Origin of the sequence: Paenibacillus donghaensis, assembly GCF_002192415.1 — a bacterium.
Lineage (GTDB): Bacteria > Bacillota > Bacilli > Paenibacillales > Paenibacillaceae > Paenibacillus_AQ > Paenibacillus_AQ donghaensis.
This window is the reverse complement of record NZ_CP021780.1, coordinates 7,430,538-7,446,413: the sequence shown is the minus strand read 5'-3', so window position 1 is coordinate 7,446,413 and position 15,876 is coordinate 7,430,538. Positions and strand designations below refer to the sequence as shown.

The following is a 15,876-nucleotide window of genomic DNA, read 5'->3' as shown; positions in this document are numbered from 1 at the left end:
CGCTCAATTCACGGGGTCCGAGACCACGGACTGCCCGTCTATTCTCATAATCAAGGGCTGTTCCACATGACTGGCCAAGACATCATGGACGAACGCAGCCGGCTGCACTTCACCGCCGAGCGCGCTTTTGACAGCCAAATAGGGAAAGTTGATGCCCGACAGACAAGAGATATGCAACCCGCCTGACATTCGTGGGTTAATCTCCAACAGCTTGGGAATACTGCCGCTATATTTCATCTGAATGTTGTAATTAAAAGGAATCCGGTAGGCCTCCGCCACACTGGCGGCAATCTTCTCCAGCTCGGGGATATGCTCCATCAGCCGCAGCCTGCCTCCTGCCTTACGCCTGGGCACTACAGCCAACAGCTTGCCCTGCTCGTCCGCCAGACAATCTATGCTGTATTCATACCCTTCGAGCAGTTCCATCACCATCAGGTCGGGGAAGCTCTCCGTGCTCCCCAGAATCCGGCTAGCCTCTTCGAATGAGATGAGCGGCGTGACATGCCCGAACAATTCCTCCAGCGGACTGCGGGCGTTGTCAATAATGCGGAAGCCAAGACCACCTTCGGTTTCGGTTGGTTTGAAGCAGACACGGTGCCCTCTGGCAACCAGATCTTCATAGGCTGCTCTGAACTGCTGTACGTTGCTGACCACATGATAATCGGGAATAGTCATAAGGCCTTTGCTGCTTACGCTTTCATAGAATTTCCCCTTGTCCATAATCGTCTCCAGCAGATCCAAATCTCGGCAGACCAGCACCTTCGTTTCTATCTCATCAAACAGCTGCGCATGCAGCGCAATATCCAGCATATGCAGCCGGGGGATGAAGATATCAATTTCATGGGCGCGGCAGAACTCCACACAGAACTGAACATATTCGATCCCCTGCAGCGCAGGTTCGGTCTCAGCCACATCGGCCCCTTGGAGCGACATATGGCGAATATCGGGATGGGTGGCAAAAATCTGAAACGGAATGCCGTCCTCATTGTTGCGGATGAGATTCATATAATGAAAAGCCACGGAAAACCAGCGATTGAAATAAATGTTGACCTTTTTCATTGTGGCCCAACTCCCAGCACGGTTAAGTTATTATAAATCATGCGTACATACTGCAGAATCTCATCCCCGGCAAATACCCCCGACTGTTTCGTGAAGGGATAACTTGATTTTACTAAACCACTCTGCTGTTCGGCAAATATTTCTCCATGACAGGGTGCGATAGCATAGTCGGCACTGGCCAGCAGGCTTTTGTCGAGCAGAGAATCGCCTGAGGCCACCATTGGCTCTGAGCGGACCGTCCGGCGCACATGAAGAATGGCATCGCTCTTGTTGACAGCCACCGGCACGACGTAGAGCTTGCGACCCTGCAGCGACACCTTCCAGCCCAGAGTGGCCAGCCTGTCGGCCATGTGGGTTATCTCATCCATCGGCAGAAGATCACGGTAGACCACAAATGTATAAAATAATTCGTCGCAATACCGCTCGCTGATCAGCCATTCCTCCCGAACCACAGACCTTACCAGCTCCACAATCTCCGCTGCCGGGGCAGAGCCGCTTGCTACCAAGCTGCCAACTGCCGACCTCCATTCCTGGTCCACCACACCGCCAATCAGAATGTTGCCTCCATTGCTGGTAATCGCATAATCAGGAATAATTGTCTCCTGAAACAGATTGATCCGCTTGTATTGCTGGATGGTACGGGTCGTTACCGGCATAAACACCAGACTGGCCGCGACAAGCTCCTGCAGCTGCTCCAGGGCCTGCTGCGAGATATAGGATACAGTAACACCATCAATGATCTCAGCCGGTATAAGACCAGGGGAATTCTCGGGAACCCCGATGGCACTGCGTGAATAGATCAGTGTACGGTCAAGGTCACTGGCATAGATCATTCCGTCTCCCCTTTCAGCGGCTTAATGATCCCGCAGCAGGAGTACGTCAGTCCCGGGAATACCTCCACCGGTACCCCCCGATCCTCGGCCAACAGCAGAATATGGCGCAGATTGGGATTATCCATAGTATCGACAAGAATTTTCCATGGTACTCGGCGCAGCAGCACACGTGTGGTCTCTCCGACGCCAGGCTTGACCAGATTAATGTTGTCGATGCCGAACTGCTCCTGAATGCTCTTGATATCGCGCAGGCCTGCCCAAGTAATCTCAGGTGGCGCTTGCAGCATCACCTCAGCTGCAGGCTGCCCATCTTCGGCTGCCGTATCGAAATAAGCACAGACCGCATCAATGAACACATTGGATACATCCGTATCCAGCCACTCCTGATAGAACTTGGCCCCATGGAAGTCGTCCGGTCCGATCAGATCGTCCCGCAGTACTGTCCGGCTCATCAAGCCGGATACTGTCGAATTCAGACAGGCGCTGGGGATCAGATAATCCTCCCGGGTTCCGAATGTACCGGAGCAGTAGCCCGGATCAGCCAGAACAGCCAGATCGTCATTCAGCCGGATGCCATATTTGTTGTTGAAGCTCTCACAGGCTTCAATTAGCACCTGGCGGATCGCACCCTTGCCAGTCCAGCCGTCAATAAACTGCAGGTCGGCATCCAGCCCATGCTGCTGCAGCATGTAGATGACGGCGTTAACGTCGATCCCCTTGCCCCGGATAATTGAGATGCTGTAATGCGGCAGATCTACTGCATATTTATAGCTGATATAACGTTTGATCAGCACGCCAATCGGTGTACCGGCACGCGCCAGCGAGACCAGCACCACCTTCTCCAGACCCCGCTTGGCAACGATCAGTTCGGAAACAACCGCAACTGCCAGTGCCACCTTCTCCGCAGACTGCCCAAGCGTTTCGTGGAATAAGTCAATATATTGCTCTGTCGGCTGATACTCCACAGGAAGCATCTCCGAATAATGCACACCGGATTGGATAGCCTCTTCCCGTTCCGCCGTCGCCCGCTCCAAGGACACATTGCTGAGATCCTTCAGCAGGAAGGTTACATCCTCAGCCGGGTAGCTGCCCAGCGGGACTGGCGGAGTAATGCTTATATTCATCAATGCCTCATTATTAAGCTTGTTCATGTGCAGGACCTCCTTCCATAAGATTAGGGGTCAGCACAATCAGATGCACCTTGTGACGGGCCAGCCTCTGCAGAATAGCTGTCAGCGGCTGAATCCGGCCGGCCGGCACTTCGCGTTCAATCAGCACGAATATATCATCATACTGGCCCGGGTCGATGTTGTAGATGTAATTCATAATCCCCGGATCACCGGCTGACGGATGCGGCTCAGCACTGTGAACGCCATAATCCTCGCGGCGGTCCGGATGAATCGGGCTGCGGGTGGAGGATTGATAAGACACCCCTGCCCCCATCTCAGCAGCGATCCGCATCGGCAGATACATAAACTCGCCTACGCCCATAACCAGCGCCTTCGCTCCCTCGCGCAGTGCACTCAGCTGAGCCGCAACGCTGGATACGCCCCGGTCCAATTCGCCATTGTCCTGACAAACCAATCCGAAACGTCCGCTGTACTTCAGATAAGGAGCAAGATTGCGCTCTCCGGTGGAGTCCTTGGAGCACACCTTAAGGCGCTCCAGACCATCTTGAACATAGGTAGTGATTAGAGGGGCTTCCGCTGCAGGCGCAGCCGGTTCAGTATAACCGCCGCTCCCCAAATCAGGCGTTCCTTTCACTTCAATACTGCCCTGCAGCAGGCATAAAGAACGGATACGGATGCCCAGCTCCTGCTCCAGCTGGCTGTAGGTATCCAGGTTGCTGCCACTGCGCCAGTCCAGAATAGAAGCTACTACATATTCCTCACGCGGGAATTTGGAGTGGATGTCACGGATTGTATTGATCGCTGTGTTGCCGGTAGTAATCTCGTCATCCACCAGAATGACCGGCTCCTTGCCGGACAACAGCTCTGGCTTCAGCGCATAGCAGAGATGATCCACTGCATGGGAGTGCTCCTCCTCGAAGCTGATCACCGACTCCAGTTCAGGAATATCCTCACGGGTAGTATGAATATATGCTGCATTCCCGGCAAAAATGTTGTACATACTGTGCCCCAAAGCCGTTGCCGTCTCAGCAAAGCCGATAAAAAGCACCGGCTCTGGCAGCACCAGCTGCGCGGCGGCCAATGCCTGATACGCTTCTTGGGCGGCTTCGGGATGAAGCAGTCCATGAACTGCCTGGGCCATCAGCGGCTCCAGCAGCTCCGCATCCGCTGCACCGGCATTCAGCTCCCGGTAGAGCAGCAGACCCAGCGCCGCTCCGCTGAGCAGCGGGGTATACGGATTAACCGGAATATGTTTGCCCAGCACTTTGCTCACAAACAGGAACGAACGTTTGATATTAATCCGGGCAGCCATGGAGAACAGGGCATCGACCGGGATGTGAAAAGGATTGGAAGTTTCGGTTACAGTAACCTGAAGGTTCTCGACGATGTTATACGTGTGTATATTCGTTCTCGGGTAATAATCCGACAAAATGCTGTTGTTCATGTAACACCCCGTATATTTGAGATCGTAAAAGAATACGTTTCGCCCAGTTCAAATGCGGCTTGATTTCATTCATCTTGTTGTAATATTCGCTCTTGAATACCCCTCGGTTGCCGTTATTGCTCTCTACGATGCTTAACGCGTCGACATATTCCTCATGCATCACGGTATACATCGCCTGTACAGGTCTTAAATGCGAGGGATGGATAATGGTTTTACCTACGATTCCGTTCTCTTTATCCAGGATAACCTCATGGATCAACCCATCCATGCTGCTGGAAATATAACGGTTGCGCAGATTGCGGCCGTTCTTACCATACGTATCCTCAAAGGGAGTCTCCCGCAGCTGTGGCCGGAGCACCCGATGGCCTTTATTCGCAAAGTATTCCCAGACCGGACCGGAGATAACATACCCCTCCTCCACCCGCCCGAATACATTGATGATATCGGACATGCAGTCGCGGATCGGGGTCAGGTCATAGATGCTGATATCCGGGCTGCGGCGCAGTCCGAACAGGCTGGAGAAATCCGTAGCCCCAATTCTGACATTCAGCACATATTCACGGTAATTGCTCAGCAGGCTGCGGATGGCAAGCAAGGTGTCCATCCGGCTCTCCCGGTAGATAATCGGTGCGCTCTCCAGAATCGGCATGCCGTACAGCACAGGTGCATCATAGCTGCGCGAGCTGTTATAATCGGCAACTATCTCAAAATACTCCACACCGTTGTCTACCGAGAATTTAGGGAATACGAACCCGGTCAGCAAGGTAATTAACGAACCGAGTTGAAACACCAGCTGCCGCAGCTGGTCTGGATTGCGGACACGAACGAATAGGAGCGGCAGGCTCTGCTCACCATCAGCCCGAGTGTCTGCATAAGCGGCCAGGTAAGACAGATGGCGGATAAGGGAATGCTCGCCTTGTTCGACCTCATTGTCTCCAATCGCATCCTCCAAATCAATGATGACAGTCATTAGTCCTGAGCTCTTCAGCTTCAGGATATCTTCTGCAACTGTAGGGCGGGTAGCCGGCATATAGAGGGCAGCGCCGACGGCATAAGCCAGTAAATCCTTGCCAATGGTATGGTCAAAGGATATCGGCGGAGCGTGGAATAAGGACGTTTCTTGTTCTTTCGTCAGATAATCAAAGTATCTCAAGGCTCTTCCCCCTTATCGTTTTGCGAAGCCGGCAAAACTTACATGAGCCTTATTTCATATCAGCAGCAGAACCAGCGATGCCGTCCTGTCGGGGACGGCATCCGGCTCGCTTGACTACAAGCAAAGGCCACGCTTAAATATATACGGTTACCCTGGAGAAGAAATGGCTGCCCTGTTGTATCCCCGAAACAGCCGTCCTTTGGGGTACAACTGCTCTCTTGCTTAGGCTTTACGGTTGGCTTCTTTCTTCTTGCGTGCAGAGCTGTATAGAATGGTCCCCACGAACACAGCAATAAGAATCGTGAAGAAAATAGCATGGGATAATTCAAATCCGAAGGCGCCTGCAAGCATCTTGCCGGCAATAATAGCAATCAGCAGAAAGGCTGCCTGCTCCAGCTCAGGGAAACGGTCAATCAGCTTCAGGAAGACCTGAGCCACTCCGCGCATCATCAGCACGCCGAGAATCCCGCCCAGGAACAATACCCACACCTGGTCACTGAGTCCGAACGCGGCAATTACGCTGTCAATACTGAATGCAATATCCATTAATTCAACAAGGAGTACAGTTTTCCAAAAAGAGGTTCCCTTGTTCTCCCTCTGTTCTTCGGCACTACCCTTGAAAAGTCCTTTGTAAGCGATATAAAAGAGATAAAGTGCCCCGAGAACCTTAACCAGCGTAAACTTTATCAGGAACGTTCCGAGACCAATCGCCAGGAATCTGAAGATATAAGCCCCGAGGATTCCGTAGAAAAGCGCTTTTTTCTGCTGCTCCTTCGGCAGATGCCGAACCATAACGGCAAGCACCAGTGCGTTATCCGCAGACAGCAGCCCTTCCAGCAGAATCAGACTTCCGATAATGCCCCAGCTGACGGGGTCAGAGAGTGTTCCAACCACATCACTCCATGAGAAAAAATGCCCATAATTCTCGCTAATACTCCTAAATAAATCAGCGAACCAATCCATTGCCCTTGCGCCTCCGCTAAAATCGATTATTTATTGCCCGCTACCCAGCGCAGGCCCCAATTGTAGGCCTGGTCCATCTCTCGATGTCCGCTGTAATATTGCACAAGCCGTTCTATACTAAAGGTTTCGTTATTCACGTTACGGAACAGCGCAATCGCACACATGCCCTTGCGGTTGTTATGCTCGTCCATATTGACAATAATGTCCGGTCCGCCGCTCTGCTTAATTGTGACTACACCATCCGCTTCAGACCAGTTGGTGACTCCCTTATAAATAAAAGCAAAGATCAAAATACGTTCGATATTGGCTACCTTAGCCCCGTTGATCCGCAGGTTCTCACCAGTAGTCACCGATCCGGTACGATCGTCGCCATCAAGCATCATATAGGGCGGTTGATTCATCGAGCCAAAAGCGTTGCCCAGCGCCTGAACGACCCCTTTGCTGCCATCCTTAAGCTCGAACAGGCAGGCCAGGTCCAAATCTACGCCACTCTTGCGGCTGAATAATCCTCCGCCCTGCTTCTGATTCCAGTTCAGGTTGATCAGCAGTTCACCGAGACCCCCGGCGGATTTCTTGAGATTAATCGAATCGCCCTTTTTCTTCAGCTCGATCTTCTGCAGGTTCAGATTCGCACCCAGAGAAGGAGCAGGAGGTGCCGGGGGAGCGGCGGGCGGGCTCGGCGCAGGAGGAACTGGCGGCCGTGGCTTCAGTACCGGCGGCGGAGCCGACGGCACAGGTGGAGCTGGGGGAACTGAGGGAACCGGCGGAGCCGGGGTATCCTCTACCTCTATCCCGAAATTCCTGCACAGCTCGTTAAGTCCGCCCGCGAAGCCTGCAGCCACCGCACTAAACTTCCATTCGGCACCATATCTATATAATTCTCCAACCACAACGGCGGTTTCAACCGAGAATTGATTTCCAAGATTACAGCGCAGCAGCTCCGAGCCTGTCTTCTGATTGAGGATGCGGAAATTCGCTTCATTCACCTGCCCGAAGCTCTGGCCACGCTTCTCGCCGTCATATATAGTGAGCGTGAAAGCAATCTTCGCAATGCCTGCCGGGATGGCAGCCAGTTCAACTTCGAATCTCTTGAGTCCGCTGGCCCCGGGAACATCCTTATACCGAATATAAGGCGCCGTAGGATTATTATAGAATATCAGATCCTCATCCCTGCCGACTTTGCCGCCTTCCCCCAGCAGAAATGCCGAGGTATCAATCTCCAGCGCGGCCGGTGATTGCCAGGCAATCTCTATGACCAGCTCGCTTAGCCCGGGGTTGCCCTTGGTAAGATCAGCTTTTTGTCCTTTAACTACTTCAACAGCCATGCCCTACGCCACCTTTGCCCATGGAGTAAAATAACCCCACCTAGGAGGTGTCTTCAAACCCGATGATACGGAGGGCAAGACAGGTTGAAGCGGGGATTTGAGGGAAGCATTTCTCTAATGTTCCCCGCTTTACCTATCCAGCTTTCCGGCCACTTGGGTGTGAAGACATACTCTGAGTGGAGTTGATGCATCCTGAAAAAAATTAGAAAAAGGGCAGGATCGGTATGACCCCGCCCACAGGATGTTATTGCGCGTCCAGTCCATAATTCTTGGTCAGAGCGCTTAGGCCGCCTGCGAACCCGCTGCCGATCGCCTGGAACTTCCAATCCGCACCATGACGGTAGAACTCACAGAAGACTACAGCTGTTTCTGTGGAGAAATCTTCGCCAAGATCAAAGCGCAGCACTTCCCGGTTGCTGGAAGCATCCACCACACGAACAAACGCATTGGAGACTTGTCCAAAGTTCTGTGCGCGGGATTCATAATCATAGATCGTTACGGTGATGCCGATACGCTGGATATGGGCAGGAACCTTGCTGAAATCAACTTCAATCTGCTCATCATCCCCGTCGCCTTCACCTGTACGGTTATCGCCGGTGTGAACAACGGAACCAGCTCCGCCGTTAGGGTTATTGTAGAACACGAAGTCGTCGGCCCCTTTGGCCTTGCCGTCCTCATACAGCAGGAATGCCGAAGCATCGAGGTCGAAATCTTGACCTCCGCTGTATTTGTTGGTATCCCAACCTAATCCTACCATTACTTTTGTCAGACCAGGATTTGTCTTGGTCAAATCAATCCGCTGTCCTTTGGAAAGACTAATCGTCACTGATCATAACCCTCTTTCATAAGTGAATTATCTGGAAAGCCCCGCTTACAGAATTAGTTCAGTCCGTAGTCGCGGGTCAAGCCAGTCAAACCATCTTTGTAGCCGCTGCCGATTGCGTTGAATTTCCATTCTGCACCATTACGGTACAATTCACCTACTACAACTCCGGTTTCCACGGAGAAATCTTCGCCCAGGTCGAAACGGATCAGCTCTTCGCTGTTGGCATCATTTACGATACGTACATAAGAACGGGAGACCTGTCCGAAGTTCTGGCTTCTTGCTTCTGCTTCATAGATGGTGATGGTAAAAGCAATCTTATCCACATCCGCAGGTACGTTCAGAAGGTCAACCTGGATCTGCTCATCGTCGCCGTCGCCTTCGCCTGTACGGTTGTCGCCGGTGTGGACAACAGAAGCATTCTCATTCTGCTTGTTGTTGAAGAAGATGAAATTACTCTCTTTAGTAACCTTGTTGTTGGTATCCGTCAGGAATACGGAGCAGTCCAGATCGAAATCCTTGCCGCCGTCGTATTTATTGGTATCCCAGCCGAGACCTACCGTGATTTTAGAGAGCCCTGGATTGGTTTTGGTTAAATCGATCTTTTGACCTTTAGATAAGTTGATAGCCATGAGTGTGTGACCTCTTTTCCTAAGTTTATTTTAGATGTAGCGTTCAGCTAATTGATTGATATGAGCTGCATGGGCACCTTCACCGATGGCCGCGAACTTCCATTCGCTTCCATGGCGGTACAACTCGCCGCAGATTAGCGCAGTGAAACCGTTATAGTTCTCAGAAAGGTTAAACTTAATCAATTCAGTGTTGCCCACAGCATTCATTACCCGAATATACGCCGATTTGATCATTCCAAAGTCCTGCTTGCGGTTGACGGCATCATAAATATTAACCACAACCAATACCTTGTGCACATCGGCAGGAATTTTGCTCAGGCTAACCATAATCTGCTCATCATCGCCGTCGCCATCACCCGTGAGGTTGTCTCCCGAGTGAACAACGGAGCCGCAAGGACTCTGCTTATTGTGGAAGAAAATCAGATTCTCCTTGCGGGTCAGCTTGCCATTCTCGCTGAGCATCAGCGCGGAAGCGTCACAGTCGATGTTCGCCTGCTTCTTGGCGCCAAAGAATCCGCGTGCCGGCTCCGCCGGGTCCCAGCCCAAACCTACAATTACATTAGACAATCCTGCATTACCTTTAGTCAGATCAATCTTTTGACCTTTAACGAGATTAATTCCAGCCAAATTCACGTACCTCCGTTTCCGAGAAAGAATTACATTTCTGCAAGTCTAGCTTATGGGTGTTCTATCACTGATACGAATGAAAGGCCGTAACGTTTCAACCAAATTCCAGTGCGTATCCGGGCCAATTAAAGGCTGAATTCGCTTGGGCTAAGGCCAAGCACACCGCAAATATTACGGACTACGGCCTTCTCGTGCTCGTCGAAATCACCGTCAGCAGCACCGATTGCAGAGCACACAGCCACGATAATGCGGCCAACCTCAGGTTTGCCGGTAAATTTACCGATTGCTTTCAAGGCTTCCTGCTTACCGATCTCCGGGGAGAAGTCGAAATTGCCAACGTAGGTATTAAACTGGGCGATCACATCGCGCATGTCAAACACCTTAAGCTCATTGCTGAGATTCATATATCCTGCCATTTTGTTCTTCTCGGCTTCCTCAATCTTGCCGTCGGCAGCAGCCACCAGGGCGCACCCCGCAACTACCGCGTTCATGAAGTCCTTATTTTTAAATTTCTTCACTTGATCGGCGAGTCCGCTTTTCGTTGTGTTCAACCAGCTTTTAAATGTGCTCATCGTATTCTCCTTCTATCATTATAGGTTATGATAATCAAAAGATACCCCTGAGCCTCCTCTCTGCGTATCGGACAGATATTTGCATTAAATTCCTGAACCTTCGTTACTCTTCTAATATACCCGATTAAATAACAATATTCTACTTTGCCAGAATTCTACAATACCTTGGACAGAAATAGCTGGGTGCGCTCCTGGGTCGGACTGCCGAATAACTGCTCCGGTCTGCCTTCCTCCACAATCATGCCCTGCTCCATAAACAGCACACGGTCGCCCACTTCGCGCGCAAAGCCCATCTCATGGGTAACCACCACCATCGTCATTCCGTCGCGGGCCAGATCCTTCATCACCGCCAGCACCTCGCCTACCATCTCCGGGTCGAGCGCCGAGGTCGGCTCATCAAACAGCATAATCTTGGGCTCCATGGCCAGCGCTCTGGCGATCGCTACACGCTGGGCCTGCCCGCCAGACAAGGATGCCGGATAGACATCCGCCTTCTCGCTGAGACCCACCTTCTGCAGCAGCTGAAGCGCCTTCTCCCGTGCTTTCTCCGGCGTCCATTTGCGCACCTGGATTGGAGCCAGCATAATATTCTCAATTACCTTTTTGTGCGGAAACAGATTGAATTGTTGGAACACCATGCCCAGCTCGGTACGGATATCGTTAATCCTTGTGTTCTTGTCCATCAAGGAAGTGCCTTCAATTGTAATATCGCCGCTCTGCGGCTGCTCCAGCAGGTTCAGACAGCGCAGGAAGGTCGATTTGCCCGAGCCGGAAGGCCCGATTACCACCACAACCTCCCGGCTGTGGATATCGACGCTAATGTCGGCCAATACAGTATGGGCACCAAACGATTTGTACAGATTCTTCACAGAAATAATAGGCTCCATAACGTTTACATCCTCCGTTCAACATAGTTCAGCAGCTTGCTAAGCGAATAGGTAAGAATGAAATAGATCAGCGCAGCCGTCAGATAAGGCTCCCAGATCCGGGCATATTGCCCTTTCATCGTGTTACTCCAATACATAATCTCAGGTGCCGCTACCAGAGCAAGCAGGGAAGAATCCTTCACCAGCACAATAAATTCATTGCCAAAGGCCGGAACCATCCGCTTAATGGCCTGCGGAAGAATAATAAACCGCATCGCCTGGGTAGAGCTCATGCCCAGTGAGATCGCCGCTTCCTTCTGTCCCCGGTCGATGGACTGGATGCCGGCACGGAAGATTTCGGCAGAATAAGCCGCTGAGTTCAGCGAGAGCGCAACAAAGGCTGTCATCAGAGCGTTAGTCTTGCCGTAGAACGGAGGAATCAGGCCAAAGTGAACGATCAGAATCTGAACATACAACGGGGTGCCGCGAAAGAAGTTAATGTAGGAATGAAAAGGCCAGCGAAAATACCATTTCGGTGCCATTTTGCCAAAACCGATCCCCAAACCCAGAATGGAGCCAATTAGAATAGAGACGATGGAAATGCCAATCGTAAGCAGGGTGCCTTTCAGCAATACCGGTAAATACTGAATCACTATATCAAATCTGAAATCCATAAGACTCTTCCCTTCTCTTCTGCTTAAAAAAGAAGCATGCGCAATAGCTATCATTACGCATGCTTATCAATACCAGCTTCATTACTTACTTAGCGTTCAGGACATTCTCCAGATTAGGTTCTTCGCCGAACCAGGTTTTGTAGATTTCAGCATATTTGCCGTTCTCCAGCACCGCCTTGATGGCCGGGTCCAGCTTCGCTTTCCACTCACTGCCCTTCGGATAGAGGATGCCGTAATATTCGGAGCCGAAATTCTCCATGTCGGTGATCGTCTTGAACTTCTTGTCTGGATTGTTCTTCACGTATTCACGCACAATCGCGATATCAGCCACTACCGCATCCGCCCCTCCGGCATCCAGCTCCATCAGCGCCACAGCATTGCTGTCGAACCGTCTCAGGTTGCCATTGTCCACGCCCATAATTCCGCTCATCAGATCATCGGCAGTGGTTGCCCCTTGAATGGCTACAATCTTATCCTTGAGATCAAGCGCATTCTGAATGTCGCTGTCTTCCTTAACCAATATCATGTTCGTGGATTCAAAATAAGGAATGGAATAGTCATAGGTTTCCTTGCGTTCATCCGTAATGGAGACGGAGGACAGTCCGGCCTGATATTCCGTGCCCTGCTTTACGCTAGTCAGCATCGTATCCCAGCCTGTATTCGTCACATCGTAATCAATGCCCGCTTCTTCCATGACTACCTTGATGAAATCAATATCAAAGCCCTTGATTTTGTCCGTGTCCATAAATTCCATTGGCGCATAGCTGGCGTCGGTGGCGAATTTGATCTTCTCAACCGCAGCATTTTCGCTCCCCGCATTGTTATTGGAACCGCAGCCCACAATAGCCACCATCATAAGAGACATAAAAGCTGACATGATCCATTTCTTTTCGGCCTTCATCTTCCAATCCCCCCACTTATTCATCAAATACTTAAGGAGATTTTAACAGATTAAAGCGATAGTGACAATTAACTTTTCCCCATTATGTTATGTTATATGACATATTATCAATGGATTGTAACATTTACTGTCCATGGGTCAAAATTAGCGGACGCTTTCTTTATACGGAAACGCAAAGAAAGGCGCACTCTGGATTCCTAAGTCTCCAAAATGCACCTTCCATTAGATTCCATCCTTTAGCTTAAAAGGTCAGATCACCATCATAGGAAGCAATCAAGCGGTACAGCTCAGGACGGCGGTCACGGAAAATACCCCATTCGATCCGGCCAATCTCCAGCGCATCCAGGTCGAATTCGCTGACAATTACCGTCTGCTCCCCGCGCCCGGCTTCCACGATCTTGTTGCCCTGCGGCCCGGCGATGAAAGACGATCCGTAGAAATTGATGCTGGAATCCTCATCGACCTCCTCGCCGATCCGGTTCGAGGCCACGACAGGAATCAGGTTGGCGGCTGCATGGCCCAGCATGCAGGCCTGCCAGTGATCCTTGGAGTCAATCGATCCGTCTTGCGGCTCGGAGCCAATGGCCGTCGGATAGAACAGGATCTCGGCACCCATCAGGCTCATCACTCTGGCGGCCTCCGGATACCACTGGTCCCAGCAGATGCCTACGCCGATCTTGGCATAGCGGGTATTCCATACTTTGAAGCCGGTATCTCCGGGATTGAAATAGAACTTCTCTTCATAGCCCGGTCCGTCCGGAATATGGCTTTTGCGGTATTTGCCCAACACGGTGCCGTCGGCATCAATCACCGCCAGTGAGTTGTAGCGTGCGTAGTTCTTCTTCTCGTAGAAGCTGATCGGCAGTACAACAGCCAGTTCCTTAGCGATGGCCTTGAAATGATTGACCGCTTTATTATGCTCCAGCTCTGTGGCATAGGCGTAATAATCAGCCTTCTCCTTCTGGCAGAAATACGGCGTTTCGAACAGCTCCTGCAGCAGAATAATCTGTGCGCCCTGAGCTGCCGCCTCTCTGACCAGAACCTCGGCCTTGCGGATATTCTCGTCGATATCGCCGGAGCAGCTCATCTGTGTCGCAGCTACTTTTACATTTCTCAAGGTTCTTTCCTCCCTGTAAGTTGGTCTTGGTAGTTCGGGTTATTACTGCACAGCAGGCATCTGCTGGGTGGTACAATGTACATTTCCGCCTTCGGCAATGACCGCCATGCCGTCCACGGTGCGGATTCTGCGGTCCGGGTACAACTCGGCCAGCACCTGCTCGGCAAGCTTGTCCGTTGCTGCTGCAGCTCCTCCGAACACCGGCAGGATAATGCCGTCATTCACGAAATAGAAATTCAAGTAGCTCAGGGTCAGGCGGCTGTCTTCATGAAGCCGCTGCGGAGGCTGCTGAATCTTGATGATCGTAAGCTTCCTGCCCTGTGCATCGGTAGCCTGCTCCAGAATCTGCAGGTTCTCCTGTGAAATGGCGTAGTTCTCGTCCTGCGGATCATCGCAGACCTGGATGATGACTGTACCCGGAGCAGCGAAGCAGGCGATATTATCCACATGCCCGTCGGTTTCGTCGCCGCTAAGACCCCGTTTCAGCCAAATGATGGACTGTGTTCCGGTGTATTGCTGTACCAGCTGCTCAATATCCGCTTTCTTCAGCTGCGGATTGCGGTTCGGATTCAACAGACATTCCTCGGTCGTGATCAGCGTGCCTTCCCCGTCAGTATGGATCGAGCCGCCTTCCATCACAAGCGGCGCATCCATGCGGGTTAACTGCAGATGCTCCAGGATCTGCGCAGCCACCTTGTTATCCAGGTCCCACGGCGAATATTTGCCGCCCCAAGCGTTGAAGCTCCAGTTCACGCCAGCCAGCGTACCCTGGTCGCCCACCACGAAGGTAGGACCGTTGTCGCGCAGCCAGGCGTCATTGTGCTCAATCGGCAGCAGCGTAACATTTCCACCACCCACCAATCGGGCCACCTGCTCCTGATCATCAGGGTTGACCACAACCGTGACCGGCTCGAACTCGGCAATGGCACGGATGATTTCCGCATACCCCTGGCTTACTGCTTCATGGTTGTCTGGATATACCATGGACTCCCGCACAGGCCAGGAGATAAACGTGCGCTCATGTCTGCCCCATTCCGGCGGCATTGTATAGTTCAAATCCTTAGGATGCATATCATAACTACCTCTACTGTTGTATTTGGAGCCAGCTTACCCTTAAGCTCCTTACCCATAATACAATATAACGCCGCTTCGCTCAATTCGAAAGAAATTACATTTCTTATTTTAAGGATATCTGCTTGACCAGCTGACCGTCGAAGTCCTTAATCACAAACTCTCCATACTGAAGAATGGCGTAAGAATGCGGATTGTTCTCCTTGGGCAGCGAGATCGAGCCGGGATTCAGCACGTAGATGCCTTCTTTAACATCGGCTACGGGAAGATGAGTATGCCCTTGGATAAAGACATCTCCTGCAGCCAGCTGTGGCAGGTTCTCCATACTGTAGCCATGTCCATGGGTCACATAGATCCGTCTGCCTTCATGCAGCAGCATGACATAATCACCCATCATCGGGAATTGCAGCAGCATCTGATCCACCTCGGCATCACAATTGCCACGCACCGCAATTGGCATCTGGGCAAGTGCGTTCAATCTGGCCGCAACACCTTGCGGATCATATCCCTCAGGCAGTGGATTCCTAGGCCCGTGATACAGGAAGTCACCCAATATAACGAGCTGGTCGGGCCGCTCTTCCTCCAGCATCTCCAGCGCCCGCTCCAGCCAGAACAACGATCCGTGAATATCGGAAATAAACATCAGCTTCATAATTTCATCGACTCCTTCTGAATAGTTGGTATTC

Annotated in this window: 17 protein-coding genes; all 17 read right to left on the bottom strand. The window is 51.5% G+C overall.

Annotated features, from left to right (window positions below):
* Nucleotides 1-3: 3 nt before the first annotated feature.
* Nucleotides 4-1,059 (bottom strand): ATP-grasp domain-containing protein, encoded by a 1,056-nt coding sequence (locus B9T62_RS33740; RefSeq protein ID WP_087919246.1) that lies wholly within the window; start codon nt 1,057-1,059, stop codon nt 4-6.
* Entirely contained in the window at nt 1,056-1,892 is an 837-nt protein-coding gene (locus tag B9T62_RS33735; protein WP_087919245.1) for an HAD family hydrolase, read from the bottom strand. Before B9T62_RS33735 ends, B9T62_RS33740 begins: the two co-directional genes overlap by 4 nt.
* Nucleotides 1,889-3,043: a cysteine protease StiP family protein gene (locus B9T62_RS33730; RefSeq protein WP_087919244.1), complete on the bottom strand. Its 1,155-nt coding sequence runs from the start codon at nt 3,041-3,043 to the stop codon at nt 1,889-1,891. The genes B9T62_RS33735 and B9T62_RS33730 overlap by 4 nt, the downstream gene beginning before the upstream one ends.
* Nucleotides 3,030-4,334, bottom strand: a complete 1,305-nt coding sequence (locus B9T62_RS33725; protein ID WP_087920530.1) for a phosphoribosyltransferase family protein — start codon at nt 4,332-4,334, stop codon at nt 3,030-3,032. Before B9T62_RS33725 ends, B9T62_RS33730 begins: the two co-directional genes overlap by 14 nt.
* 76 nt (nt 4,335-4,410) lie before the next feature.
* Nucleotides 4,411-5,619, bottom strand: coding sequence for an HpcH/HpaI aldolase/citrate lyase family protein (locus B9T62_RS33720; protein ID WP_087919243.1), 1,209 nt, complete (start codon nt 5,617-5,619; stop codon nt 4,411-4,413).
* Nucleotides 5,620-5,841: 222 nt separating this feature from the next.
* On the bottom strand, nt 5,842-6,582 hold the full coding sequence (locus B9T62_RS33715; RefSeq protein ID WP_087919242.1) for a TerC family protein: 741 nt from the start codon (nt 6,580-6,582) through the stop codon (nt 5,842-5,844).
* A gap of 26 nt (nt 6,583-6,608) precedes the next feature.
* Entirely contained in the window at nt 6,609-7,907 is a 1,299-nt protein-coding gene (locus B9T62_RS33710; RefSeq protein ID WP_087919241.1) for a TerD family protein, read from the bottom strand.
* 244 nt (nt 7,908-8,151) lie between these two features.
* Nucleotides 8,152-8,733 carry a TerD family protein gene (locus B9T62_RS33705; protein WP_087919240.1) on the bottom strand — a complete coding sequence of 194 codons (582 nt, stop codon included), beginning with the start codon at nt 8,731-8,733 and terminating at the stop codon, nt 8,152-8,154.
* Nucleotides 8,734-8,786: 53 nt separating this feature from the next.
* Entirely contained in the window at nt 8,787-9,362 is a 576-nt protein-coding gene (locus B9T62_RS33700; protein WP_087919239.1) for a TerD family protein, read from the bottom strand.
* Between the two features lie 30 nt (nt 9,363-9,392).
* Entirely contained in the window at nt 9,393-9,989 is a 597-nt protein-coding gene (locus B9T62_RS33695; RefSeq protein ID WP_087919238.1) for a TerD family protein, read from the bottom strand.
* Nucleotides 9,990-10,114: 125 nt separating this feature from the next.
* Entirely contained in the window at nt 10,115-10,561 is a 447-nt protein-coding gene (locus B9T62_RS33690; RefSeq protein ID WP_087919237.1) for a tellurite resistance TerB family protein, read from the bottom strand.
* A gap of 155 nt (nt 10,562-10,716) precedes the next feature.
* A complete protein-coding gene (locus B9T62_RS33685; protein ID WP_087920529.1) occupies nt 10,717-11,439 on the bottom strand; it encodes an amino acid ABC transporter ATP-binding protein in 723 nt (240 codons plus the stop codon).
* A 14-nt stretch (nt 11,440-11,453) separates the two neighbouring features.
* A complete protein-coding gene (locus tag B9T62_RS33680; RefSeq protein WP_087919236.1) occupies nt 11,454-12,101 on the bottom strand; it encodes an amino acid ABC transporter permease in 648 nt (215 codons plus the stop codon).
* Nucleotides 12,102-12,186: 85 nt separating this feature from the next.
* The gene (locus tag B9T62_RS33675) at nt 12,187-13,002 is read right to left on the bottom strand and encodes a transporter substrate-binding domain-containing protein (RefSeq protein WP_087919235.1); all 816 of its coding nucleotides are present in this window, start codon (nt 13,000-13,002) and stop codon (nt 12,187-12,189) included.
* Nucleotides 13,003-13,243: 241 nt separating this feature from the next.
* Nucleotides 13,244-14,119 (bottom strand): N-carbamoylputrescine amidase, encoded by an 876-nt coding sequence (gene aguB / locus B9T62_RS33670; protein ID WP_087919234.1) that lies wholly within the window; start codon nt 14,117-14,119, stop codon nt 13,244-13,246.
* Between the two features lie 42 nt (nt 14,120-14,161).
* Nucleotides 14,162-15,190, bottom strand: coding sequence for an agmatine deiminase family protein (locus B9T62_RS33665; protein ID WP_087919233.1), 1,029 nt, complete (start codon nt 15,188-15,190; stop codon nt 14,162-14,164).
* Between the two features lie 106 nt (nt 15,191-15,296).
* Nucleotides 15,297-15,842, bottom strand: a complete 546-nt coding sequence (gene yfcE / locus B9T62_RS33660; RefSeq protein WP_087919232.1) for a phosphodiesterase — start codon at nt 15,840-15,842, stop codon at nt 15,297-15,299.
* Nucleotides 15,843-15,876: the final 34 nt, after the last annotated feature.

Bases quoted from the DNA above. Each gene is read 5' to 3' on its own strand.
- B9T62_RS33740 (WP_087919246.1), bottom strand. From the start codon at position 1,059: ATGAAAAAGGTCAACATTTATTTCAATCGCTGGTTTTCCGTGGCTTTT.
- B9T62_RS33690 (WP_087919237.1), bottom strand. From the start codon at position 10,561: ATGAGCACATTTAAAAGCTGGTTGAACACAACGAAAAGCGGACTCGCC.
- B9T62_RS33710 (WP_087919241.1), bottom strand. From the start codon at position 7,907: ATGGCTGTTGAAGTAGTTAAAGGACAAAAAGCTGATCTTACCAAGGGC.
- B9T62_RS33700 (WP_087919239.1), bottom strand. From the start codon at position 9,362: ATGGCTATCAACTTATCTAAAGGTCAAAAGATCGATTTAACCAAAACC.
- B9T62_RS33715 (WP_087919242.1), bottom strand. From the start codon at position 6,582: ATGGATTGGTTCGCTGATTTATTTAGGAGTATTAGCGAGAATTATGGG.
- B9T62_RS33725 (WP_087920530.1), bottom strand. From the start codon at position 4,334: ATGGCTGCCCGGATTAATATCAAACGTTCGTTCCTGTTTGTGAGCAAA.
- yfcE (WP_087919232.1), bottom strand. From the start codon at position 15,842: ATGAAGCTGATGTTTATTTCCGATATTCACGGATCGTTGTTCTGGCTG.
- B9T62_RS33730 (WP_087919244.1), bottom strand. From the start codon at position 3,043: ATGAACAAGCTTAATAATGAGGCATTGATGAATATAAGCATTACTCCG.
- B9T62_RS33735 (WP_087919245.1), bottom strand. From the start codon at position 1,892: ATGATCTATGCCAGTGACCTTGACCGTACACTGATCTATTCACGCAGT.
- B9T62_RS33680 (WP_087919236.1), bottom strand. From the start codon at position 12,101: ATGGATTTCAGATTTGATATAGTGATTCAGTATTTACCGGTATTGCTG.
- B9T62_RS33675 (WP_087919235.1), bottom strand. From the start codon at position 13,002: ATGAAGGCCGAAAAGAAATGGATCATGTCAGCTTTTATGTCTCTTATG.
- B9T62_RS33665 (WP_087919233.1), bottom strand. From the start codon at position 15,190: ATGCATCCTAAGGATTTGAACTATACAATGCCGCCGGAATGGGGCAGA.